Source organism: Pseudomonas sivasensis, from assembly GCF_013778505.1.
GTDB classification, from domain to species: domain Bacteria; phylum Pseudomonadota; class Gammaproteobacteria; order Pseudomonadales; family Pseudomonadaceae; genus Aquipseudomonas; species Aquipseudomonas sivasensis.
This window is the reverse complement of the sequence record NZ_JAAOWU010000005.1, coordinates 57,405-80,959: the sequence shown is the minus strand read 5'-3', so window position 1 is coordinate 80,959 and position 23,555 is coordinate 57,405. Positions and strand designations below refer to the sequence as shown.

17 protein-coding genes are annotated in these 23,555 nt (G+C 61.3%); 2 read left to right on the top strand and 15 right to left on the bottom strand.

Annotated elements, in window-relative coordinates:
• Positions 1-150 precede the first annotated feature (150 nt).
• From G9Q84_RS11275 to G9Q84_RS11240, 8 genes are all read right to left on the bottom strand, one after another.
• Positions 151-1,791, bottom strand: a complete 1,641-nt coding sequence (locus G9Q84_RS11275; RefSeq protein WP_032887212.1) for a BatD family protein — start codon at positions 1,789-1,791, stop codon at positions 151-153.
• Complete coding sequence (locus G9Q84_RS11270; protein WP_032887211.1) at positions 1,788-3,527, bottom strand: tetratricopeptide repeat protein; 1,740 nt, start codon at positions 3,525-3,527, stop codon at positions 1,788-1,790. Before G9Q84_RS11270 ends, G9Q84_RS11275 begins: the two co-directional genes overlap by 4 nt.
• Positions 3,524-4,612, bottom strand: coding sequence for a vWA domain-containing protein (locus G9Q84_RS11265; protein WP_032887209.1), 1,089 nt, complete (start codon positions 4,610-4,612; stop codon positions 3,524-3,526). Before G9Q84_RS11265 ends, G9Q84_RS11270 begins: the two co-directional genes overlap by 4 nt.
• Positions 4,605-5,099, bottom strand: coding sequence for a DUF4381 domain-containing protein (locus G9Q84_RS11260; RefSeq protein ID WP_032887208.1), 495 nt, complete (start codon positions 5,097-5,099; stop codon positions 4,605-4,607). The genes G9Q84_RS11265 and G9Q84_RS11260 overlap by 8 nt, the downstream gene beginning before the upstream one ends.
• Complete coding sequence (locus G9Q84_RS11255; protein WP_032887206.1) at positions 5,096-6,028, bottom strand: DUF58 domain-containing protein; 933 nt, start codon at positions 6,026-6,028, stop codon at positions 5,096-5,098. The genes G9Q84_RS11260 and G9Q84_RS11255 overlap by 4 nt, the downstream gene beginning before the upstream one ends.
• A 5-nt stretch (positions 6,029-6,033) precedes the next feature.
• Positions 6,034-6,993, bottom strand: a complete 960-nt coding sequence (locus tag G9Q84_RS11250) for an AAA family ATPase (protein ID WP_017739127.1) — start codon at positions 6,991-6,993, stop codon at positions 6,034-6,036.
• Positions 6,994-7,179: 186 nt separating this feature from the next.
• Positions 7,180-9,741 carry a S8 family peptidase gene (locus G9Q84_RS11245; protein WP_181643317.1) on the bottom strand — a complete coding sequence of 854 codons (2,562 nt, stop codon included), beginning with the start codon at positions 9,739-9,741 and terminating at the stop codon, positions 7,180-7,182.
• Between the two features lie 137 nt (positions 9,742-9,878).
• Positions 9,879-10,232, bottom strand: a complete 354-nt coding sequence (locus tag G9Q84_RS11240; protein WP_032887204.1) for a hypothetical protein — start codon at positions 10,230-10,232, stop codon at positions 9,879-9,881.
• Positions 10,233-10,732: 500 nt separating this feature from the next.
• Here G9Q84_RS11240 and G9Q84_RS11235 point away from each other — a divergent pair, with 500 nt between their 5' ends.
• Positions 10,733-15,601, top strand: a complete 4,869-nt coding sequence (locus tag G9Q84_RS11235) for an NAD-glutamate dehydrogenase (RefSeq protein ID WP_032887202.1) — start codon at positions 10,733-10,735, stop codon at positions 15,599-15,601.
• A 196-nt stretch (positions 15,602-15,797) separates the two neighbouring features.
• On the opposite strand, the gene G9Q84_RS11230 is transcribed toward G9Q84_RS11235, so the two are convergent.
• From G9Q84_RS11230 to G9Q84_RS11220, 3 genes are all read right to left on the bottom strand, one after another.
• The gene (locus tag G9Q84_RS11230) at positions 15,798-16,484 is read right to left on the bottom strand and encodes a GntR family transcriptional regulator (protein WP_032887200.1); all 687 of its coding nucleotides are present in this window, start codon (positions 16,482-16,484) and stop codon (positions 15,798-15,800) included.
• A 16-nt stretch (positions 16,485-16,500) separates the two neighbouring features.
• Positions 16,501-17,202 carry a FadR/GntR family transcriptional regulator gene (locus tag G9Q84_RS11225; protein ID WP_095184588.1) on the bottom strand — a complete coding sequence of 234 codons (702 nt, stop codon included), beginning with the start codon at positions 17,200-17,202 and terminating at the stop codon, positions 16,501-16,503.
• A gap of 148 nt (positions 17,203-17,350) precedes the next feature.
• On the bottom strand, positions 17,351-18,676 hold the full coding sequence (locus G9Q84_RS11220) for a C4-dicarboxylate transporter DctA (protein ID WP_177326439.1): 1,326 nt from the start codon (positions 18,674-18,676) through the stop codon (positions 17,351-17,353).
• A 217-nt stretch (positions 18,677-18,893) separates the two neighbouring features.
• Here G9Q84_RS11220 and G9Q84_RS11215 point away from each other — a divergent pair, with 217 nt between their 5' ends.
• Complete coding sequence (locus G9Q84_RS11215; protein WP_181643316.1) at positions 18,894-19,523, top strand: DNA-3-methyladenine glycosylase I; 630 nt, start codon at positions 18,894-18,896, stop codon at positions 19,521-19,523.
• Positions 19,524-19,674: 151 nt separating this feature from the next.
• Here G9Q84_RS11215 and G9Q84_RS11210 read toward each other — a convergent pair whose 3' ends face one another.
• From G9Q84_RS11210 to G9Q84_RS11195, 4 genes are all read right to left on the bottom strand, one after another.
• Entirely contained in the window at positions 19,675-20,076 is a 402-nt protein-coding gene (locus G9Q84_RS11210) for a cupin domain-containing protein (RefSeq protein ID WP_181643315.1), read from the bottom strand.
• A gap of 84 nt (positions 20,077-20,160) precedes the next feature.
• Positions 20,161-21,594 carry a MocR-like pyridoxine biosynthesis transcription factor PdxR gene (gene pdxR, locus G9Q84_RS11205; RefSeq protein WP_181643314.1) on the bottom strand — a complete coding sequence of 478 codons (1,434 nt, stop codon included), beginning with the start codon at positions 21,592-21,594 and terminating at the stop codon, positions 20,161-20,163.
• A gap of 70 nt (positions 21,595-21,664) precedes the next feature.
• Positions 21,665-22,432: an SDR family oxidoreductase gene (locus tag G9Q84_RS11200; protein WP_032887191.1), complete on the bottom strand. Its 768-nt coding sequence runs from the start codon at positions 22,430-22,432 to the stop codon at positions 21,665-21,667.
• A gap of 23 nt (positions 22,433-22,455) precedes the next feature.
• Positions 22,456-23,523: a phosphotransferase family protein gene (locus tag G9Q84_RS11195; RefSeq protein WP_181643313.1), complete on the bottom strand. Its 1,068-nt coding sequence runs from the start codon at positions 23,521-23,523 to the stop codon at positions 22,456-22,458.
• Positions 23,524-23,555 lie beyond the last annotated feature (32 nt).

The window sequence follows — 23,555 nt, the reverse complement described above, 5'->3', positions numbered from 1 at the left end:
AGGTATTGCCGACCGCTGCAGAAGTTTGACTGGCGGGGAGGTATTTGCTGAATCGGACTAATCTGCTGGTTCAGAAAGCGTCAACTCCCGTGTAGGAAATTGACTGGCGTGTGGGCTCTCAATCGCGAGGTTTTTTTGCTGGGCAATGGCCTACTTGGGATAGAGCGGCGGCAGGCTGGTGGTGTCGGTCGTTGAGTCCAGCTCGCGTTCGGCGATTGGGATGGCTTTTATCGCGCGCCATAGGTCTTCGCCCAGCCAGTATTGGCCGCTCTCGCTGTACAGCGCGCCGTTGAGCCCATCCAACGCGTCCGACAACGGCACAAAGCGCGCCGCCATGTCGGCCAGGGTTTCCGGTTGTTGGCGTGCCCAGGCGTCGAGCGCCTGGCGGGTGGCCTGGGGGTCGTTGGCCTGGGTCGCGCGTTTGAGGTCGTCGAGCAAGGTGCGCGGGCTCGGGCCGGTTTGTGCGGCGCGCAGTACCGCCGGTTGCCGGCGCGCACGCCACCACAGGCCGAAGCCCAGCAGCGTGGTGCAGGCCAGGATCAGCGTACTCAGTTGCCACAGCCACAAACGGCTGTCGTCCGGCGCGGTGATGATGGTCGGCGTGGCGGGGGTGTCCACCACCAGGCTGGGGTTGTTGGCCACTTGCAGCGTGCGGGCGGGCAGGCTGGTGCGTTCGAGGTGGTCTTCGTGGGTGTTCCACCACACCACTTCCACGGACGGCAGTTCCAGCGGGCCGACCCGGTTGGGCACCAGGGCTTCGCGGTCTTCGCGGCTGCCGATCAGGCCACGGTCGCTGGTCTGGTTGCCGAGCACCGGTTGGTCGGGATAGCGGCGCAGGCCATTGATGTCGGTGCTGGGCAAGGCTGGCAGTTGGGCACTGGACAGGCCCTCGGCCTTGACCGTGAGGCTGCGGGTCAAGGAGTCGCCGACTTGCACATGTTCAGGTTCTGGGTTCCAGGCCTCGGTCAGCGTCAGGCTGCGCGCCGGCAACCAGGGCGTGTCGGCGGGATACAACTCTGGCTTGGGTTTGACCTGCAACGTCAGCGGCGCCGAGCTCACGTGGATCAGCTTGCCGGGCTTGGTGCCCTGAAGGGTGTTTTCCTGAGGCGGGCGCGATTCCACCAGCGTGGCGCTGAAGGTCTGCGTCGGCAGTTCCAGGGCGCCGCTGTGCTGCGGGTAGATCGCATAGCGGGTTTCGATCACGCCATGGCGGATGCTGTTGATGACTTTTTCGTACGTGCGCGACTCGCCCAGTTGTTCCACGCGGGCATCCGGAATCTGCAACGGCGTGAGGCTGCTGTCGTCATACAGCGACACCGAGTGGTAAACACGTACGGTCAGCAGCGCCTGGGCCTGCACGTACACGCTGGTCTGGTCGAGGTTGGCTTCGATAAAGACGGGTGCCAATTCGGCATTGCTGTTCTGGCTGGCGGTTTCCACCACTTGCAGGCTGATGGGTTGGGTCGTGTAGTCGCCCACTTGCAAGGGGGGGATCACCACCGTGCCGTTTTCCTTGGGCAGCAGGGTAATGATCCAGCGCGTGGTGGCGTGGTTATCGCCGCCCAGGGTGGTGAGCTGGTTGAGCTGGCGGGTGCCGCTGACTTCAAACTGCGCGTCCAGGGGCGAAAGGTCGGGCTTGCCGAACTGGGTGACGTCACTCGATTCCACCGTCAGTTCCACCGTTTCCCCGGAATTGAGGCGGCTGCGGTCGACGCTGGCGACCAGGTTCGCCGCCTGGGCGTGGCCTGCCGTCAACGCGAGCAGAAGCAGAAGGGTGGTGCGGCGGCTCATCGAGTCTTGTCCTGATGTTGTTGCTGTTCGTACCAGAATTTGCGTCGCAGCAGTTCGCCGGGGTTGTCCGGGATCTCCTGCAGCCATTGTTCCAGGGCTTGGCGACGTTCACCGTCGAGGCTTGCGTCGTTAGGGCGCAGCGGCGGGGTGGTGGTTTGCTCGTCGCCCAGTTCGCTGCCCGGCACTTCGTTGCCGCCGGTTTGCGGTGTGGCGCCAGTCTGGGTATCACCGGTGCCTGCTTCGCCTTGGCCCTGGGACGACTGCTCGCCGCCAGTGGCATTCTGCCCGCTGGCGCCCGGTTGCGCAGTTTGGCCGGGTTGGGTGGATTCGTCATCCTCGTTTTTTGCCGGCTGTTCTGGCTCGGGCTTTGCCTGTTCCTGCATCAGGGATTCCACCAGAGCCTTGTTTTTCAGGGCCGGTTGCAGGTCAGGTTGGGCTTCCAGGGCTTGTTCGTAGGCGTCGATAGCCGCTTCCAGTTCGCCGGATTTGGCCAACGCGTTACCGCGATTGTAGTGAGCGTAGGCGTCATTGCCTTCGGCAAACCGCTTGATGGCTTCGGCATAGTTGCCAGCTTCGTACAGGGCAACGCCTTGCCATTGCACGTCCTGAAAGTGTTCGGCGGCTTCGGCGGGGCGTTTTTTCTTCAGCAGGTATTGGCCTTGCTGGTCGGGACGCAGCCACAAATCCTGGAGTTCAAAGGCGTAGCTCGGCTGCGGCGCTGCCATTAGCAGCAAGGGCAGGCAGAACAACCAGCCACGGCGCCCGGCGCAAGCGGCGAGCAGCAGCAACGGGAGGAGCAGCCAGTAACCCTGGTCGGCCCAGGTGTCGAGGTGCAGCAACTGGCCGTCATTGCGCAGGGCTTGCGGCGGGTCGAGTACGCCGAGCTGGCGCAGGTCTTTATCGTCGAGGCGTGCGGCACGGTAACGCCCGCCCATTTCGCTGGCGAAGGCTTTGAGCGTGGGGCTGTCGAGGCGTGGTACCAGAATCGCACCGTGTTCGTCCTTGAGAAATTCGCCGCTTTCCTGGGTGACCGGCGTGCCTTCGCGGCTGCCGATGCCGAGGATCGACAGGGGTGGCGACTGGTTACTTTGCAGCAGCAGGCGAATGCCTTGGCGCTCCTGCTTGGACAGGGATGAACCGATCAGCAGCAGGCGCCCTTGGCCGAGACCGCTGTGCTTGAGCAGGTCGAGGGCTTTCTGTACTGCCAGGTCGGCGCGGTGGCCGGGTTCGGGCATGATCGAGGGGCGCAACGCTTCGAGCAGGTTGCGGCTGGTGCCCAGGTCGTCCGAGAGTGGCACCAGTGTGTGTGCGCTGCCGGCATACACAACGATGGCGGTTTGCGCGTCGGTGCGCGCTTGCAACAAGTCATACAGCTTGCGGCGTGCCTGTTCCAGGCGGTTGGGCGGGCTGTCGGTGGCGAGCATTTCCGGGGTCAGTTCCAGCAGTACCACCAACGGGTCGGACGGCTTCTGACTGGTTTGTTCAACCCGTTGCCAACTGGGGCCAAGCAATGCCAGCACGGCCAACAGCCAGGCGATACCGAGCACCACCCACGGCGATTTACTTTCGCGGCCGTTGCCACCGCTGAGCAGCACGGCGTGGAAGGCCGGCGGCAGGATCATCTGCCAGCGCCCGGCGCGTTTTTGGCGGTGCCACAGTTGCCACAGCAACCAGCCGAGCAACGGCAACAGCAACAGCCACCAGGGGCGGAACCAGTGCGGCCAGAGGTCGATCATCGACGCCTCCGCAAACGCAGGCGTTTAAGGCGCTGGCGCCATTCAGGGCTTTGTTGCAGGAAGATCCCCTTGCTCGACAATTTGCTGAACCAGCGTTGCAGGGCGTTGTTGGGCCAGCGTTCCTGGATCACCAGCAACATGCTCAGGAGCAGCGCCAGGGCCAGCGGGCCGCTGTACAACGCCAGCGCCGGGCGGGCTTGGGTTGGTTGCTGTTCGACGGGCTCCAGTTGGTCGAGGGTTTCCTTGATGGTTTGCAGTTCTTCGCCGTCGCGGGCACGGAAATATTGCCCGCCGGTGGCGTTGGCAATGGCCTTGAGCGCCGGTTCGTCGAGGTCCAGGCTTGGGTTGACGCCGAGAATGCCCAGGGATCCGGTTTGCTCAGGGTCAGCGCCGATACCGATCGGGTAGATCTTCACGCCTTCTTCGGCAGCCAGGCGCGCGGCGGTCAGTGGATCGATCTGCCCCGCGTTGTTGGCGCCGTCCGTGATCAGAATCAGCACACGGCTTTGCGCCGGGCGCTGGCGCAGGCGCTTGAGGGCCAGACCAATGGCATCGCCAATGGCGGTATTTTTGCCGGCGATGCCGATGCGCGCTTCATCCAGCCAGGTACGCACGGTGCGGCGGTCAAACGTCAGCGGCGCTTGCAGGTAGGCTTGGCTGCCGAACAGGATCAGGCCGACACGGTCGCCGTCGCGGTGCTCAAGGAAGTCACCGAGGAGGTTCTTGACCAGGGTTAAGCGGCTCACGTCCTCGTCCCGCCAATGCATATCGGGGAAATCCATGGAACCGGACACGTCGACCGCCACCAGCAGGTCGCGACCACTGGCGGCAATCGGCAGTGGTTCGCCGAGCCACTCAGGACGTGCGGCGGCGGTCAACAGCAGCAGCCACAGCACCACAAAAGGGGCTTGTTGGCGCCAGCCCGGCAAGTTGACGCGGGCGCGGCGCTTGGCCAGGCCTTCGAGATCACTGAGGTAGCTGACTTTCAGTGCCGGCTCGCCGCTGTCGGCCACAGGCAGGATAAGCCGCATCAACCAGGGCAACGGCAACAGGACGAAGATCCACGGCCAGGCGAACTCAAACATGTTTGCGAATCCAGGTGTCGACGGCTTGGGTCAGGCCGGCGATGGCCTTGTCGTCGAGTTTGCATTCGGGTTTATAGGCGCCTTCCACCAGTACCATCCAGCGGGTGAGGCCGGCAGCCGGGCAGCGGTTGTCGAGGAACGCCAGCCATTTGCGCCCATTGAGGGTGTGGCTCTGGCTGTAAGGGTAGTCGTTGCGGCACAGGCGCTTGAGCAGGCCATTGAGTTGTTGCAGCCAGGCACCGGCGGGCGCGCCGTCATAGGGTTTGGGCATGAGGGCCAGTTCTGCCAGTGCGGCGATGCGCAGCGGGTCCAAGGGTTGTTCGGCGCGTGCCACTGGGCGTCGCGCAGGGAGGAAGCGGCGCAAGGACCAAAGCCCCCAACCCAGCAACGGGATCACCAGCAGCAACAGCCACCAACCCGGTGCAGGCGGCCAGAAGCCGATGCTTGGCGGGGCGATCAGCGGTTGCAGTTGGTCAAGGCTGCTCATTGTTTTTTGGCCGGGCGTTGCGGGTTGAGGTATTCGCGCAGTTGCTCGACCATTTCGCTCTGGGTGCTCAAGGGCATCAGCAGTATTCGCAGTTTTTGCGCGAGCAGTTCCCAGCGGGCGATGCGTGCTTCAGCTTGGGCCTTGTAGGCCTGGCGCAAGTCGTAATTCAGCGTGTCCAGTTCCAGTTGCGCCCCTCTTTGCGCAAAACGCAGCAGCCCCGCGGCGGGCAGGGCGTGGTCCAGCGGGTCGGAAATCGGCAACAGCAGCAGGTCGCAATGGCGTGACAGTAGGCTCAACTGTTGCTCGGCGCCCTCAGTGAGGGCGCGTTCATCGCAGATCACAATCACCAGGCTGCCAGGGCGCAGCACTTCGCGGCCACGGCGCAGGGCCATGCCCAAGGCATCGGCTTCGGGGCGGCTTTCGGTGTCCAGGCTCTGGTTGACGCGCACCAGGCGGTTAAGCAGTTGCAGTAGGCTTTGCTTGCTGCGCCGGGGTTTGATTTCGTAGTGCTCATTGTCTCCAAACACTAGCCCGCCGACCCGGTCGTTATGCCCCAGCGCGGCCCAGCCGATCAGGCTCGCCGCCTGGGCCGCGAGCACGGATTTGAACATCTGGCCCGAGCCGAAAAACAGCCGGCAGCTTTGCTCGACCATGATAAAAATCGGTCGCTCGCGCTCTTCGTGGAACAGTTTGGTGTGTGGTTCCTGGGTGCGGGCAGTCACGCGCCAATCGATGGTGCGCACATCGTCGCCAGCCTGGTATACGCGCACCTGGTCGAAGTCGACTCCGCGCCCGCGCAGTTTGGAGTGATGCAAGCCGATCAGCGGGCTGCGCTGGCTCGGCGTGGAAAACAGCTGCACTTCGCGCACGCGGTGGCGCATCTCAATCAACTCGCTGAGCGTGACGCGGATTCCATCGCTGGCATTCATCGAGTTCAAGCGACGGCAACGACGTCGAGGATGCGTTGCACCACACGGTCCTGGTCGATGCCAGCCGCTTCGGCTTCGAACGACAGGATGATGCGATGGCGCAGTACGTCGAACAACACCGCCTGGATATCTTCCGGGCTCACGAAGTCCCGTCCGGCCAGCCAGGCGTGGGCGCGGGCGCAGCGGTCGAGGGCGATGGAACCGCGGGGGCTGGCGCCGTAGGCGATCCACTCGGCCATCTCTGGGTCGAACTTGGCCGGGGTGCGTGTGGCCATGACCAATTGCACCAGGTATTCCTCCACCGCATCGGCCATGTACAGGCCGAGGATTTCTTTGCGCGCGGCAAAAATCGCCTGCTGGCTGACGCGGCGTTCGGGCTTGGTTTCACCATTGAGGGCTTCGCCACGGGCTTGTTGCAGGATGCGCCGCTCCACGGCGGCATCCGGGAAGCCGATCTTGACGTGCATCAGGAAACGATCGAGCTGGGCTTCGGGCAGCGGGTAGGTGCCTTCCTGCTCGATGGGGTTTTGCGTGGCCATCACCAAAAACAGCGGCGACAGTTCGTAGGTGCTGCGTCCTACGCTGACTTGGCGCTCAGCCATGGCTTCGAGCAACGCCGATTGCACTTTGGCCGGCGCCCGGTTGATTTCGTCGGCCAGCACCAGATTGTGGAAGATAGGCCCTTGCTGGAACACGAAGCTGCCGGTTTCCGGGCGATAGATCTCGGTGCCGGTGATGTCGGCGGGCAGCAGGTCTGGGGTGAACTGGATACGATGGAACTGCGCTTCGATGCCTTCGGCCAGCTCTTTGATGGCCTTGGTCTTGGCCAAGCCAGGCGCGCCTTCGACCAGCATATGGCCGTCGGCGAGCAGGGCGATCAGCAGGCGATCAATGAGTTTTTCCTGGCCGAGAATCTGCGTAGAAAGAAAGGTTCGCAGCGCGAGCAGCGCTTCACGATGTTCCATCGATGACGGTTCCTGGAGAGATGAGCCTCTACGTCATGCAGCAAACGTCGGGCTGGGGCGACTACTTTAATGCATGGCGGGGGGTGGCGACTAACGGCGCGCGGGGTATTTTCAGGAAAACTTGTAGGAATTTTGTTTAGGAAGCAGGAATGGGGTGAGCGGGCTTGTCCGCTCACCCCGGATGCTTCAAGGGCATGGCACCCCGATTTTCCATTCTTTGCCCCATTGCGCGGAGTAAAGGTCCGGCGGCTTGTTCTGGCTATAGAAGTTATGTTCGTAGACCTTGTCTTTGTACAAGACTTTCTCCCAGGCGGTCTGGTAGGTCTTGGTCGGCGACCACGGCGGGGTGCTTCTGCAGTTATCTGCTTTGACGGTGATCGGCCGGTCCAGCCTTAGCGTACCTCCGCGCCCGTCACTGACCGCCACGCTGATGGTCGCGCGGGTGTCGCTGCTGACCGGGCGGGCGGTCACGCTGAGGGTGCGGGTATTGAGGGCGGTGGCGGTGAGGACGGTTGGGAGCGTCCAAGCGTACGTCATGGGGTCGCCATCCGGGTCGCTGGTGTTGGCGGTGAAATTCGCGGTTTTGCCCGATTCGACCGTCTCATCGCCCAGCAGGCTGCCCACCGGCGGCCGGTTGACGGGGGCGCTGGCGTTCACTTTGACAGTGTGGCTGGCACTGGCGCTGGCGCCGCGTGCGTCGGTGACGGTCAATGTGATGCTGCGCGTACCGTCCGTGTTTGGCGCGACGAGCGTAGCGGTCGGCTGCGTCGACGTTGACGGGGTAAAGCCCGATGCGGTCCATGCATAGCGCAGGTCCTGGCCGGTGGACGAAATGCCCGACACTTGCAGCTGCTTGCCGGCTTCAACCGTGGATGGCGCGGTGATCCTGGCGACAACGGGTGATTCGCCACCGCAGGTGCCCAGGCGACGCCAGGGTTTGGCGGCGCCGGTTTCAACAAAATTCAGGTCCGGGCGTGCGCCCTGGGACCAGTGCGCGACCTGATAGTTGTAACCGCTGTAGGAGACTTTTTCGCTGACATTGGAGTACGCCTTGGTGGCGACCCACGCGGCGACGCAGTCACCGACCGGTGGCGTTTCGGTGGCTTTGATCGTGAGGTTTTCGACCAGCGTGATGCTGCGTGTGCCATCGGACACCAGCACTGATATAGACGTGCGGGTGTCGACGGGCATCACGGGTGCCGCCAGTGCAATGGTCGGCCCCTCACCGGTCGCGGGCGTGAAACCCGTGGCAGTCCAGCGATACGTCAGCGGTTTGTTGGTGGGTGATTCGGCGTAGACCTGCCCGGTGAACGCCGCGCCCGACTTAACCTCTTCGGGCAGGGCCAGGCGGCCGGTGGGCGGCTGGCCTGCGCCGTCGGCGAGCAGTTTCTTGATCGCTAAATCCAGGTCGGGCTGCACGCCGATCTCGGTGCGATTGCCGTTGGCCTGTGGGTAGCCGGTTTCGACGAGGATTCTGCGCAGTTCCTTGGGCGGGATGTTGCCCAGCCCGTTGGCTCGCGCCACGCCTTGTAACGACGCCATCACCCCGGCAATGATCGGGTTGGCTGACGAGGTGCCGCTGTACGTGTGGCTATAGCCGGTGGTGGGGTTGGAAGCACTCCACGTGGTCGTGGTCACGGAACCGCCCCAGCTGAACACGTCCACCCGGCTGCCGTATTGGGAAAAATACGACCTCAATCCGGTCTTCGGCTCGACGGCGCCGGCATAGACACTGCCGGAGTCGAATATGTTGCGATCGAACCAGCCGTTGAAGTAGGGGTGATCAAGATTGATGTTGCCGTTCGCCGCCGCCAATACCACGTGCAAACCTTTTTCCTCTGTCATGAAGGTGATGATGTCACGGACGGCCTTGCTGTACTCAAGGGGCATGAAGCAATCGGCGGCGCAGCCTACGCCGGGCAATGTCGCATATTTGAAGTGCACGCCTAACTGTACGACGTCGCCAGGACTGGAGCGCTCGGCCAGTTGCAGCAGTCGTGAGTCGCCATATTGGGTGTAGCCCAACTGCGTCTCGGGGACGATGCCGGTGGTTCCGAATCCATTTTCCCTGGAGGCGATGGTGCCGACGCTGGCCGTGTCATGGGCGCCAACGACGGCACCCTGGCTGATTTCCAGAAAAGGCTTAGGCAAGTCCAGATGGTTGTAGGACCAATGACTGATTTCCGAAGAAACTACTCGCATGTTTTCGCCCTTGCCGCCAGGAATTTTCCAGGCTTGCGTAGCATTTACACCGCCTATTCTGTAGGGCGCTAGCGCGGTCCTGTCATACAGATAGCCTTGGCGAGCAGTGTGGTCCGGAATGTCATTACGCAGGCTTTCCATCGCCGGCGTGCCGTTATCGTTTTCCATTCCATCGACCTGCGGCTCGAAGTCGACGTCTTCAATCGCCGGGTCCTGCTTGAGCTTCGCAGCCAGTGCCTGGGCTTGGTCAGGTGTCAGGTGCTGGGTGTCGATAATGTAATAGCGGTCCAGCCGATGCCGCTGCAAGGCCTGAAATCCCTCCAGCGTACGCGTCTTGGAAGGCGGCACCAGCGCCTTGATGTTGGGTACATGGGTCTGGAAGGTGCTGGACGGGTCGTAGGTGTCCTGGAAATGCCTCGACGTCGAGCCATCGTCCTTGAGCAGCAGGACCAGATGTGAATAACCAGCGTTGGCAGGCGCTGCCGACAACGCCGAGGAAGCCGCGCCCAAAAGGACGATGGCGAGAAGCTTGCTGATGGATTTCATCGGAGCACCTGTGCAGTCACCGTGATTTCAATCAGCTAAGGCGCAAAACCGAAGGCGGGATACTGTTAGAAATAACAGTCACGACAAACGGTCAAGGCCCTCGATCTTGACTGCGCAGGGGGTTGAAGGCCCCGGTTTCAGGCGCGAACGTAGGTGCCAGTGCCCTTGAGGATGTTCTGCAGAGTTGCTTCCACTTCTGCCATATCTGCCACTGCTGTGGCGTGGCTGATCTCCAATTTATCCTTGCCACCGAGGGCGTCGGCATCGCCGGCGGCCAGTTCCACGGTCAGGGTCGTGTCGCTCAGGGTGATTTTCAGGCCATCGAGGGTTGAAGGCCCGTAGTCCCAGGTGAGTTCCACTTCGTCTTCATCGGGGTAGCGGGTCAACATGAACATTTCGCCGTTCTTGCCGTGGCAGCAGAGCATGGCCATGTTGTCTTCTTCGTCGTCGCACGGTGTGGCCATCAGGGCGTCGGTTTTGATTTGCAGCATGGGGAATCCTGTCTGGGGGAGGGCATCGCGTGGGCAATTGTGCCATTGCCGCGAATTTTGTGCTTCTTCCTGTGTCAGACTCAGGGCATGACCTGGCATGGAGAATCAGTCATTTTCGACACTCACCCCCGAACAATCAGGCGTTTTTTCACCCGAAATCACGGGTTGCCCAAGTTGCAACCGCGAGCCTGCTTACCGATGACCGAATATGTCGCAGCTTCGCAAGCAGCGCGCTTCCCTCAGTCGTTAAGCTGCGCAACGGATGCAGTTCTCGTTCCACAGCCTGCCAGGCGTCTGACCTGCCCGTCGTACCGTCACCCGGCAGGGTGCGCATCTTATGGAAGTTGTATGTGACCTCATTGTCTTGTCCAGCTTCACCCTCCTGTCATCCTGATTCGTCTATGGTGCTTTAGTTACCGGCGAACAGAGCTGACGGTCTCCCCGCAAGGGGATAACACGCGACGCTTCCATCAATAACAAGCCCAAGCGGAGTACCACAGATGGCGTTCTTCACCGCAGCCAGCAAGGCCGACTTCCAGCATCAACTGCAAGCGGCACTGGCGCAGCACATCAGCGAACAGGCACTGCCACAAGTGGCGCTGTTCGCTGAACAATTCTTCGGCATCATTTCCCTGGACGAACTGACCCAGCGTCGCCTTTCCGACCTGGCCGGTTGCACCCTGTCTGCCTGGCGCCTGCTTGAGCGCTTTGATCATACCCAGCCACAAGTGCGGGTCTACAACCCCGATTACGAACGTCATGGCTGGCAGTCGACCCATACCGCGGTCGAAGTGCTGCACCATGACCTGCCGTTCCTGGTGGACTCGGTACGTACCGAGCTGAACCGTCGCGGCTACAGCATTCACACCCTGCAAACCACCGTGTTGAGTGTGCGTCGTGGCAGCAAAGGCGAGTTGCTGGAAATCCTGCCGAAAGGCACGCAGGGCGACGACATCCAGCAAGAATCGCTGATGTACCTGGAAATCGACCGCTGCGCCAACGCCGCCGAACTGAACGTGCTGAGCAAAGAGCTTGAGCAGGTTCTGGGTGAAGTGCGCGTGGCCGTGGCCGATTTTGAACCGATGAAAGCCAAGGTCCAGGACCTGCTGGCCGGTATCGACGCCAGCCAGTTCGGCATCGACGGCGAAGAAAAAGCCGAGATCAAGAACTTCCTGGAGTGGCTGGTGGGCAACCACTTCACCTTCCTGGGCTATGAAGAATTCGTGGTACGTGACGAGGCGGACGGTGGCCATATTCAATATGACGCCAGTTCCTTCCTCGGTCTGACCAAGCTGCTGCGTGCTGGCCTCACCGCCGATGACCTGCGCATCGAAGACTACGCTGTGTCTTACCTGCGTGAACCGACCGTGCTGTCGTTCGCCAAGGCTGCGCACCCAAGCCGTGTTCACCGCCCGGCCTACCCGGACTACGTATCGATCCGTGAGATCGATGCCGACGGCAAGGTCATCAAGGAACATCGCTTCATGGGCTTGTACACCTCGTCGGTGTATGGCGAAAGCGTGCGAGTCATTCCGTACATTCGTCGCAAAGTGGCCGAAATCGAACGCCGTTCGGGCTTCCAGGCCAAGGCGCACTTGGGCAAGGAGCTTGCCCAGGTCGTTGAAGTACTGCCCCGTGACGACCTGTTCCAGACCCCGGTCGACGAGCTGTTCAGCACTGTGATGTCGATTGTGCAGATTCAGGAACGCAACAAGATCCGCGTGTTCCTGCGCAAAGACCCGTACGGTCGTTTCTGCTACTGCCTGGCCTATGTGCCGCGCGACATCTATTCCACCGAAGTGCGCCAGAAGATCCAGCAAGTGCTGATGGATCGCCTGAAAGCCTCGGACTGCGAGTTCTGGACCTTCTTCTCCGAGTCCGTACTGGCCCGTGTCCAGTTGATTCTGCGGGTAGACCCCAAGAACCGCCTCGACATCGACCCGCTGCAACTGGAAAAAGAAGTGGTGCAGGCCTGCCGCAGCTGGCAGGACGACTACTCCAGCCTGGTGGTCGAAAGCTTCGGCGAAGCCCAGGGCACCAATGTGCTGGCGGACTTCCCGAAAGGCTTCCCGGCCGGCTACCGCGAGCGTTTTGCCGCGCATTCAGCCGTCGTCGACATGCAGCACCTCAACAGCCTGACCGAAGCCAACCCGCTGGTGATGAGCTTCTATCAGCCACTGGGCCAGGTCTCCGGCCAACGCGAGCTGCATTGCAAGCTCTACCACGCCGACACCCCGCTGGCGCTGTCCGACGTACTGCCGATCCTGGAAAACCTCGGCCTGCGCGTGTTGGGTGAATTCCCTTACCGACTGCGCCACGCCAATGGCCGTGAGTTCTGGATCCATGATTTTGCGTTCATCGCCGCCGAAGGCGTGAACCTGGATATCCAGCAGCTCAACGACACCCTGCAGGATGCGTTCGTGCACATCGTCCACGGCGATGCCGAGAACGATGCGTTCAACCGTCTGGTATTGACCGCCGGCCTGCCATGGCGCGACGTCGCGCTGCTGCGTGCCTACGCCCGTTACCTGAAGCAGATCCGCCTGGGCTTCGACTTGGGTTATATCGCCAGCACCCTGAACAACCACACCGACATCGCCCGCGAGTTGACCCGGTTGTTCAAAACACGCTTCTACCTGGCGCGCAAGCTCACCGCCGATGACCTTGAAGACAAGCAGCAACGCTTGGAGCAAGCGATCCTCACGGCCCTGGACGACGTCCAGGTGCTCAACGAAGACCGCATCCTGCGTCGCTACCTGGACCTGATCAAGGCCACCCTGCGTACCAACTTCTACCAGACCGACGCCAACGGCCAGAACAAGTCGTACTTCAGCTTCAAGTTCGACCCGCGCGCCATTCCCGAGCTGCCTAAGCCGGTGCCGAAGTTTGAAATCTTCGTGTACTCGCCACGGGTCGAAGGCGTGCACCTGCGCTTTGGTAACGTCGCTCGCGGCGGCCTGCGCTGGTCCGACCGTGAAGAAGACTTCCGCACCGAAGTGCTCGGCCTGGTAAAAGCCCAGCAAGTGAAGAACTCGGTGATCGTACCGGTGGGCGCCAAGGGCGGCTTCCTGCCGCGTCGCTTGCCACTGGGCGGCACGCGGGATGAAATCGCGGCCGAGGGTATTGCCTGCTACCGCATCTTCATTTCGGGCCTGTTGGACATTACCGACAACCTCAAGGACGGCGCCCTGGTGCCGCCGGCCAACGTCGTGCGTCATGACGACGATGACCCGTACCTCGTCGTCGCAGCGGACAAGGGCACCGCGACCTTCTCCGACATCGCCAACGGCATCGCCATCGACTACGGCTTCTGGCTGGGTGATGCGTTCGCATCCGGTGGTTCCGCCGGTTACGACCACAAGAAAATGGGCATCACCGCCAAGGGCGCGTGGGTCGGTGTGCAGCGTCATTTCCGTGAGCGCGGCATCAACGTGCAGGAAGACAGCATCACCGTGGTGGGCGTCGGCGATATGGCCGGTGACGTGTTCGGTAACGGCCTGTTGATGTCCGACAAGCTGCAACTGGTCGCAGCCTTCAACCACCTGCACATCTTCATCGATCCAAACCCGAACCCGGCGACCAGCTTCGTCGAGCGTCAGCGCATGTTCGAGCTGCCGCGTTCGGCCTGGACCGACTACGACACCAGCATCATGTCCGAAGGCGGCGGTATCTTCTCGCGCAGCGCGAAGAGCATTGCCATCTCGCCGCAGATGAAAGAACGCTTCGACATCTCGGCCGACAAGCTGACCCCGACCGAACTGCTGAACGCCTTGCTCAAGGCGCCGGTGGACCTGTTGTGGAACGGCGGTATCGGTACGTACGTCAAGGCCAGCACCGAAAGCCACGCCGATGTCGGCGACAAGGCCAACGACGCGCTGCGCGTCAACGGCAACGAACTGCGCTGCAAGGTGGTGGGCGAGGGCGGTAACCTCGGCATGACCCAGCTGGGTCGTGTGGAATTCGGCCTCAATGGCGGCGGTTCCAACACCGACTTCATCGACAACGCCGGTGGTGTGGACTGCTCCGACCACGAAGTGAACATCAAAATCCTGCTCAACGAAGTGGTGCAGGCCGGTGACATGACCGACAAGCAACGCAACCAGTTGCTGGCGAGCATGACCGACGAAGTCGGAAACCTGGTGTTGGGCAACAACTATAAGCAAACCCAGGCCCTGTCCCTGGCTGCCCGCAAGGCTTACGAGCGAGCAGCTGAGTACAAACGCTTGATGAGCGACCTGGAAGGCCGTGGCAAGCTGGACCGCGCCATCGAGTACCTGCCGACCGAGGAGCAGCTCGCAGAGCGCGCCGCCAACGGCAAGGGCTTGACCCGTCCGGAACTGTCGGTGCTGATCTCGTACAGCAAGATCGACCTCAAGGAAGCATTGCTCAAGTCCCTGGTGCCGGATGACGAGTACCTGACCCGTGACATGGAGACCGCGTTCCCACCGAGCCTGGTCGCCAAGTTCGGCGAGGCCATGCGTCGTCACCGCCTGAAGCGTGAGATCGTCAGCACCCAGATCGCCAACGACCTGGTTAACCACATGGGCATCACCTTCGTTCAACGACTCAAAGAGTCGACCGGCATGAGCCCGGCGAACGTGGCCGGCGCTTATGTGATCGTGCGCGACATCTTCCACCTCCCGCACTGGTTCCGCCAGATCGAAGCCCTGGACCACCAGGTCTCCGCTGACGTGCAATTGCAGTTGATGGATGAGCTGATGCGCCTGGGCCGCCGCGCTACGCGTTGGTTCCTACGCAGCCGTCGCAACGAGCAGGACGCTGGGCGTGACACCGCGCACTTCGGTCCGCACCTGGCCGCACTGGGCCTCAAGCTCGACGAACTGCTGGAAGGACCGACCCGCGAAGGCTGGCAGAAACGCTATCAGGCTTACACTGAAGCGGGCGTGCCGGAGTTGTTGGCGCGTATGGTTGCAGGCACTACTCACCTGTACACCCTGCTGCCAATCATCGAAGCCGCTGACGTAACCGGGCATGACGCCGCCGAAGTGGCCAAGGCCTACTTCGCCGTAGGCAGCGCTCTGGACTTGCCATGGTACCTGCAGCAGATCAGCGATCTGCCAGTGGCCAACAACTGGCAGGCTGCGGCTCGCGAAGCGTTCCGCGACGACGTGGACTGGCAGCAACGGGCGATTACCATTTCTGTCCTGCAAATGGCCGACGCGCCACAAGACATGGAAGCCCGCGTGGCCCTGTGGCTTGAGCAGCACAAGGACATGGCGGATCGTTGGGTGGCCATGATGGTGGAGATTCGTGCTGCGGTCGGTACGGACTACGCCATGTATGCGGTCGCCAACCGTGAGTTGCTGGACTTGGCCTTGAGTGGGCCGTCTGTGCTGCAACCGGCTTGATTTAGCGCCTGAAACAAAAGCCCCTGCATTGTGAGATGCAGGGGCTTTTTGTTGGAATGCCCTTTATCAAACACCCCAAAAACTGTGGGAGGGGGCTTGCCCCCGATAGCAGAGTGTCAGCCAGCCTCTTCATGACTGGCCCACCGCTATCGGGGGCAAGCCCCCTCCCACATTTTTATCTCGTTTTATCTGGAGATTAATGGTGTTTCAGCAACTTGGCTTCCAGGTGATCCAGGTGTTGGGTCATCAGGGTCACTGCGGTGCTTGAGTCGCGTTGCTCCACCGCATCCACAATCGCCACATGCTCCTGCCACGCGCAATACGTGCAGGCTTTTGCTTCGAATTGGGCAATGATCAACGACGTCAACGGCACCAGGCTGTTGAGGAACTGCGCCAACGGACCATTCCCCGCCATCACCGCCAGTTGCAGGTGAAACTCCCCCGACAAGCGAATCGCCGGCCCACGCTGGTCGCGTTCAATGCACTCGCGTTCGCGAGCAATCAACTCGCGCAGTTGGCGTATCTGCGTCGCCGTGGCCTGGGCACACGCCAGTTGCACCACGGTGATTTCGGTCATGCGCCGTGCTTCGAGGATCTGCCGCGTCTGCTGTGCGTCCGGTGCCGCTACTTGAGCGCGCTGGTTGGGACGCAGGATGATCACTTGCTGATGAGACAGCTTGGCCAATACGCGGCGAATCACACTGCGGCTCACGCCAAAGGTTTCACCCAGGCTTTCTTCTGTAAAGCGGCTGGCCGGGGCGATGCGTTGTTCGAGGATCGCGTCGAACAGCCGTGGGTAGATGTCATCCACCGTTGGCTTTTTACCGGCTACCAGGCGCAGGGCGGGGAGGAAGGGCTCGCGGTGCAGGGCGTGGGCGGTCATGGTCGTCTCCAAAAAGTCAGCTGCCCAGATGGTCGTCCGGGATGTTCAAGCGAATACCCATGCGCAGGCCTTCCTGGAGGATGTGCTTGCGCATTTCTGCGCTGGCCAGGGCGCTGTTCTTGTTGCGTATGGCGCGCACCACCGCGTCGTTTTCCTGCAGGCGCTCGGCCAGGTGTTCAGGAGAGTTGCGCAGAACCTGGGCGCTTTGCTTGAGGGCGTTGCTGGTCTGTTGCACCACGTTCTGGAAAATCGGGTTGGACGTGAGGGCGAAGAGTTCTTCGTGAAAGCCAATGTAGGCGTTCATGCCTGCTTCGGCGTCACCAGCGTCGAGCGCCTCGCGCATGTCCATTAGGGTCAAGCGCAATTGGCCGACTTCCTTGCTGCTGATGGACTGGGCCACAAGGCCGACGATGAAGGGTTCGAGGGTGTAGCGCAGTTGCAGGAGGTCTTCGAGACTGGCGTCGGCCACGGCGTCGCTGGATTGGGGTTCACTGACGCTGGTTTCGAGCACGACCACGCCTTTGCCGGGCATGGAGCGCACCAGGCCGAGGGTTTCCAGCACGATCACCGCTTCGCGCAGGCTGGGGCGGCTGATGCCCATCTGTTCGGCCAGTTCGCGCTGGCCGGGCAGCATTTCGCCCCGGCGCCACTGACCTCGCGCCAGGGCGGCGCGGAGTTTTTCTACGACTGAATTGACGACCGTTGAGGTGCTGATCACGTCGATACTTCCTTAATGTTGCTAATACAGTCATGTGGGAGGGGGTTTGCCCTTGATGGCGGTGGATCAGTTACAGATCTATCAACTGACCGTCCTCATCGGGGGCAAGCCCCCTCCCACATTAGCCAGTGTTGCCCATGAGACAGCGTTAGAATTCCTGGTGGGCCGGCAGCACCGGTTTCTTGGCCTGGAAGGCATACCCTTGCTGGCCGTCCAACACCTTGTTGGCGCGCTGGATATCGATGTCTTTTTCCCAGCGTGCGATGGCCACGGTGGCGACGCAGTTGCCGATCAGGTTAGTCAGTGCGCGGCCGATGCCCATGAACCAATCCACCGCCAATACCAGCACCAGGCCCACTACCGGAATCGCCGGGATTGCTGTCAGCGTTGCCGCCAGGATCACCAGCGCAGAGCCGGGAATCCCGTGGGCGCCTTTGGAGGTGATCAACGACACGAGCAGGATGGTCAGCAAGTCAGTCATCGACAGCGGCGTGCCGGTGGCGTTGGCGATAAACACGATGGCCAGGGTCAGGTAGATCGAGAAACCGTCGAGGTTGAACGAATACCCCGTTGGAATCACCAGGCCCACGGTGGAGCTACCAATGCCCAGGTGTTCGAGTTTGCGCATGACCTGCGGCAGCACGGCATCGGAGGAGGCGGTCCCCATCACGATCAGCAGTTCTTCGCGCAGGTACTTAAGCAACGGCAGCATGCGCAGGCCCGACAGGCGCATTACCAGGCCCAGGATCAGTCCGACGAAGGCAAAGCAGGTCAGGTAGAACAGGCCAACCAGGCTGCCCAGGTGTTGCAGGGAGTCCAGGCCGTAAGTGCTGGTGGTGAAGGCAATCGCGCCGAACACACCGATTGGCGCCAGGCGCACGATCATGCCCATGATGCGGAAGATCACGTGGCTAAGCTCATTGATCAGCCGTGTGATGCCTGAGGCCGCTTCGCCCACCAGGTTCAGCGCGCTGCCAAACAGCACCGAGAACAGCAGCACTTGCAGCACGTTGTTGTCGGCAAAGGCGCCGATCACCGAGTTGGGGATCAGGTCCATCAGGAACTGGCTGGTGCCCTTGATGTGCTGGCCCTTGTCGGCCAGTTCATTGAGGCCGGCGGAGGAGAGCTGCTCCAGGTGGATATTGGCACCTTGGCCGATACCGGTGCTGAAGGCCATGACCAGGCCGATCACCAGGGCGATGGTGGTGAGGATTTCAAAGTAGATCACCGACTTGAGGCCGATTCGTCCGACTTTCTTCAAGTCGCCGGCGCCGGAAATGCCACTGACCACGACGCAGAACACGATCAGGCCAATCAGCATTTTGATCAGCTTGATAAAGCCGTCACCCAGGGGTTTGAGTTGCGAGGAGAATTCGGGAAGGGCCAGGCCGCAGATGATGCCAAGCATCAGGCCAATTACGACTTGCAGGAAAATCGAACGCGAGCACCATCTGAGCATGGGAGGGATCTCTATTCGGTGCCCTGGTGGTTCCAGGGCTTAATTGTTGTGGTCATACCGGTAAGTCCAGTGCGGGGCCAGTCTACGCCGGGTTTTTTCGAAATCACAAGTCATTATTGGTTGATTGACAAGTCCCGGTCTGACCAGTTGGTCGCTGAGGGCGATGCTTGAGCGGTTGGCGGGCTGGAAAAATTTTCGTCTATCATCCGCCGCTCGGCTTATGAGGTGATGGATGGACACTCCAGGATTGACCACTGACGCAGCGGGCCACACCCATTGCAGCTGGCGCACCTCGGCGCCGGAATATCCGCGTTACCACGACCAGGAATGGGGTGTGCCGGTGGCGGACGATGTCCAGCTGTACGAGAAAATTTGCCTGGAAGGCTTTCAGGCGGGGATGGCGTGGATCACCATTTTGCGCAAGCGCGAGCAGTTTCGTGCGGCGTTCGAGGGCTTTGATTTTCGTCGGGTGGCGCAGTACGGCGAGGCTGATATAGAGCGGCTGATGCAGGATCCGGGGATTGTGCGTAATCGGGCCAAGATCGTGTCCACCATCAACAACGCGCGCAGGGCCTGTGAGCTGGTGGATGAAACCGGATCGCTGGCGCGGTGGTTGTGGGCGTTCGAGCCGGGTGATGAAGAGCGCCCGGCGGTGGTGGACCTGGCTTACTGGACGGGCAACCCCACCTCATCGGCCTCGGTGCGACTGTCCAAGGCCCTTAAAAAACGTGGCTGGACCTTTGTAGGTCCGACCACGATGTATGCGCTGATGCAGGCGATGGGGATGGTCAATGATCACCTTGAGGGCTGTGTGTGCCGGTCAAGGATCGAAGAACTGCGCTGCCTATTCAAACGCCCCTAGTCCCTGACTCAACGCGGTCAAAACTGTGGGAGGGGGCTTGCTCCCGATAGCGGTAGTTCAGCCAAATGGGTGTCGTGACGCACTGCTATCGGGAGCAAGCCCCCTCCCACATTTAGCGACCGCCCATACTTCTGATAGATGTCTTAGCTGATCATTTTGGAAGAGGGGTCAGCACCTCGGCCTTGTCATCCAACACCATCACCACCAGTAACTTCGCTGGCTGGGTCTGGCTGGCATTGCTGGATTCAAAGTGCCGCGAACCCGCGGGCTCGTAGAACGATTCGCCGACCTTGTAGGTTATCGCCTCCTCATCATTGACCCGCGAAGTGATCGCGCCCTCCAGCACATAGGCCACCGCCGTACCCGTATGGCTATGGGGAACGGTGGCCTGGCCGGGGGCGTAATCAACGGTGAGCATGATGGTTTTCTTGCCGGGCACGTTGGTCAGGGCGTGCTCCTGCAGCACCTTGATCGACTCCTGGTTGTACACCGGTTCGTGGGCAAAGGCGCTGAGTGAAGCGAGCATCAGAGTGGTGGCGAGCAGGCGTTTCATGTTCGGGTTTCCGAGTAGTTCGAGACCTGTCCACCCTACGCCGCAGAACCTGGCCGACCAATGACCAATCCGCCGGAAAAGCCCCTAGCCAATCTGTTTGAGAATGTCGCGCACCTTGTCCAGCGCCGGGTCTATATCCAGGGTTTCGATGGCGCCGAATCCAATAATCAGCCCAGGGCGCACCGGTGCGTCGTGGAAGAACACATCAAGCGGGTATAAACCCACTTCGGCCTCACGCGCCAATGTCATCAGCAACGGAATGCTCACCGGCACCTTGCACAGCGCCGCCATATGAAACCCCGCCACGGTGGGCACGGCTTCGAACCACGGCGACAAATCCCCGGCCAGTCGTTGCAGGATGCGCTCACGACGCCCGGCATATACGGAGTGGCAGCGGCGGATGTGTTTGAGCAGGTAGCCTTCGCTGATGAACTTGGCCAGCGCCCACTGCGGCAAGGTGGAGCTGTGCTGGTCGGTCAATTGCTTGGCCTTGAGTACCGCGCCGTGGATCGCCGGCGGCAGCACCAAATAGCCCAGGCGCAGTTCGGGCAGCAGGGTTTTGGAGAAGGTGCCGACGTAAGTGACTACGCCGCGGGTGTCCATGCTTTGCAGGGAATCGGTGGGGCGGCCTTCGTAGCGGAATTCACTGTCGTAGTCGTCCTCGATGATGATCGCCCCCAGGTCGAAGGCGCGGACCAGCAAGGCTTCACGGCGCGCCAGGCTCATGGGCATGCCGAGGGGGAACTGGTGGGAGGGGGTCACATAGATCAAGCGGGTGCCGTCGGGGATCTGATCCACCTGAATGCCTTGGTCATCCACCGGCACACTGGCGACCCGGGCGCCCATCGCCTGGAACAACTGGCGTGCGGGGCTGTAGCCAGGGTCTTCCATGGCGACGATGCTGCCTGGTTCCAGCACCACGCGGGCCAGCAGGTCCAGCCCTTGTTGCGCGCCATTGGTGACCACGATGTCGTCATCGCAGCATTTGACGCCTCGGGAAAAGGCGATATGCCCGGCGATGGCACTGCGCAGTGCTGGCAAGCCTTCGGGTTGGCTGTAGAAGCCGCTGTTCTGGGCAATGCGGCGCAGCGCGTCCTGGGTGCAGCGTCGCCATTCGTCTTGTGGGAACTGATTGCGGCTGGTGGCGCCGCCGAGAAATTCGTAGCGCAGGAGATTGTCGCGTGTGGGGTGGCGCATCGGCGAGGGCAGCGCCTGCCATTTAGCCAGATTGCTGGCGCAGGCCAGGTCGGTGGCAGTTTGTAGACGATCCGCTGGGGGCGCCCAAGCGTTAACGAAGGTGCCACGACCGATCTTTCCCACCAGCAAGCCTTCATAGGTCAACGTGGCGTAGGTATCGGACACGGTCTTGCGCGATACGCCCAACTGCTCGGCCAGCAGGCGGCTGGGCGGCAGTTGCGCGCCTGCCGCGAGACGCCCGGCCGCAATGGCTTCGCGCAATTGCTGATAAAGCTGGGCCGCCAGGTCCTTGCGGCCTTTGATGACGATGTGCAGTTCCATGTTTCACTCTGAGACAAATCGATCTACGCCAAGGTTACGCGTAAATCGACCTGTAGAAACCCGGGCGAAGTCAGGAGAGGAAACCACCGTCTACATTCAGCGACACACCGGTGGTGTAGCTGGACGCGTCACTCGCCAGAAACAGCACCGCGCCGGCCATCTCGCTTGGGTCGGCCACACGCTTGAGCGGGATCTGCGCCAGGGCCATTTTCAGGATCGCATCGTTTTTCACCAGCGCCGAGGCGAACTTGGTGTCCGTCAGGCCCGGCAGCAGGGCGTTGCAACGGATGCCGAATTCAGCGCATTCCTTGGCGAACACTTTGGTCATGTTGATCACCGCGGCCTTGGTCACCGAGTAGATGCCTTGGAAGACACCCGGCGAGATGCCGTTGATCGAGGCCACGTTGATGATGCTGCCGCCGCCGTTTTCGCGCATCAGCTTGCCGGCTTCCACCGACATGAAGAAGTAGCCGCGAATGTTCACGTCAACGGTCTTCTGGAACGCGCCCAGATCGGTGTCCAGCACGTTGCAGAACTGCGGGTTGGTGGCTGCGTTGTTGACCAGAATATCCAGGCGGCCGAACTGCTCGCGAATGCCGGCGAACACCTGGCTAATCTGCTCCATTTCACCAATATGGCAGGCAACCGCAGTGGCCTTGCCGCCGTCGGCGATGATTGCGTCGGCCACATGCTGGCAGCCTTCTAGCTTGCGGCTGGAGACGATCACATGGGCGCCTTGCTGGGCCAGCAACTTGGCGATGGCCTCACCGATGCCACGGCTGGCGCCGGAGACAAACGCAATTTTGCCGTCGAGGTCGAACAGATGAGTCTTGGACATGGGGGTTCCTTGTTTTTGTGCGATCAGAGGGCTGATTTAGCGATTACCTTCAGGCTCATTTGCTCCAGCAGTGAGTTCATCTGAATGAACTGAGCAAAGCGTTTGTCCTGGGTCTGGCCATGGAAGAAACGGTAGTAGATCTGCTGAACGATGCCGGCCAGGCGGAACAGGCCGTAGGTGTAATAGAAGTCGAAATTATCGATCTGGATGCCCGACCGTTCGGCGTAGTAGTCGACGAACTCGCGGCGGGTGAGCATCCCGGGCGCATTGCTTGGCTGGCGGCGCATCAGTTGCACCGGCGCGGGGTCGGCGGCCTCTATCCAGTAGGCGAGGGTGTTGCCCAAGTCCATCAGCGGATCGCCGAGTGTGGTGAGCTCCCAGTCCAGTACGCCGATGATCTGCATCGGGTTGTGCGGGTCGAGGATCACGTTATCGAAGCGGTAGTCGTTATGCACGATGCTTGATGTCGGGTGGTCGGCCGGCATCTTGTCGTTGAGCCAGGCCCGCACTGCCTCCCATTTGGGCGCATCGGGGGTCAGGGCCTTTTCGTAGCGGTCGCTCCAGCCGCGAATCTGGCGTGCCACATAGCCTTCGGGTTTGCCCAGGTCGGCCAGTCCGCAGGCGGTGTAGTCGACTTGGTGCAGCTCGACGAACTTGTCGATAAAGCTTTTGCACAGTGCTTCGGTCTTGGTTGCATCCAGCCCCAGCTCAGGCGGCAGGTCGGAGCGCAGGATGATGCCCTTGACGCGTTCCATCACGTAGAACTCAGCGCCGATCACCGACTCATCGGTGCAATGCACATAGGCTTTGGGGCAATACGGGAAGCCATCTTTTAGCTGATTGAGAATGCGGAATTCACGGCCCATGTCATGGGCTGACTTGGCCTTGTGACCGAAGGGCGGGCGGCGCAGGACGAATTCCTGCCCAGGGTATTCCAACAGGTAAGTCAGGTTGGACGCGCCGCCGGGGAACTGACTGATCGCAGGCGTGCCGCTCAGGCCCGGGATATGGGCCTTGAGATAGGGATCGATCAGGCCAGCATCAAGTTCTTCGCCTGGGCGAATCTGGGTCGATTGGTCGTTCAGCGCCATGCTTATCCCTTCTGCTTATTCTAAAGGCCTTG

What these genes read in the sequence shown, in the direction of transcription:
- G9Q84_RS11245 (WP_181643317.1), bottom strand. Translation starts at nt 9,741, where the DNA reads ATGAAATCCATCAGCAAGCTTCTCGCCATCGTCCTTTTGGGCGCGGCT.
- G9Q84_RS11195 (WP_181643313.1), bottom strand. Translation starts at nt 23,523, where the DNA reads ATGGCGCTGAACGACCAATCGACCCAGATTCGCCCAGGCGAAGAACTT.
- pdxR (WP_181643314.1), bottom strand. Translation starts at nt 21,594, where the DNA reads ATGGAACTGCACATCGTCATCAAAGGCCGCAAGGACCTGGCGGCCCAG.
- G9Q84_RS11235 (WP_032887202.1), top strand. Translation starts at nt 10,733, where the DNA reads ATGGCGTTCTTCACCGCAGCCAGCAAGGCCGACTTCCAGCATCAACTG.
- G9Q84_RS11240 (WP_032887204.1), bottom strand. Translation starts at nt 10,232, where the DNA reads ATGCTGCAAATCAAAACCGACGCCCTGATGGCCACACCGTGCGACGAC.
- G9Q84_RS11215 (WP_181643316.1), top strand. Translation starts at nt 18,894, where the DNA reads ATGGACACTCCAGGATTGACCACTGACGCAGCGGGCCACACCCATTGC.
- G9Q84_RS11200 (WP_032887191.1), bottom strand. Translation starts at nt 22,432, where the DNA reads ATGTCCAAGACTCATCTGTTCGACCTCGACGGCAAAATTGCGTTTGTC.
- G9Q84_RS11275 (WP_032887212.1), bottom strand. Translation starts at nt 1,791, where the DNA reads ATGAGCCGCCGCACCACCCTTCTGCTTCTGCTCGCGTTGACGGCAGGC.
- G9Q84_RS11260 (WP_032887208.1), bottom strand. Translation starts at nt 5,099, where the DNA reads ATGAGCAGCCTTGACCAACTGCAACCGCTGATCGCCCCGCCAAGCATC.
- G9Q84_RS11270 (WP_032887211.1), bottom strand. Translation starts at nt 3,527, where the DNA reads ATGATCGACCTCTGGCCGCACTGGTTCCGCCCCTGGTGGCTGTTGCTG.
- G9Q84_RS11230 (WP_032887200.1), bottom strand. Translation starts at nt 16,484, where the DNA reads ATGACCGCCCACGCCCTGCACCGCGAGCCCTTCCTCCCCGCCCTGCGC.
- G9Q84_RS11210 (WP_181643315.1), bottom strand. Translation starts at nt 20,076, where the DNA reads ATGAAACGCCTGCTCGCCACCACTCTGATGCTCGCTTCACTCAGCGCC.
- G9Q84_RS11255 (WP_032887206.1), bottom strand. Translation starts at nt 6,028, where the DNA reads ATGAATGCCAGCGATGGAATCCGCGTCACGCTCAGCGAGTTGATTGAG.
- G9Q84_RS11265 (WP_032887209.1), bottom strand. Translation starts at nt 4,612, where the DNA reads ATGTTTGAGTTCGCCTGGCCGTGGATCTTCGTCCTGTTGCCGTTGCCC.
- G9Q84_RS11250 (WP_017739127.1), bottom strand. Translation starts at nt 6,993, where the DNA reads ATGGAACATCGTGAAGCGCTGCTCGCGCTGCGAACCTTTCTTTCTACG.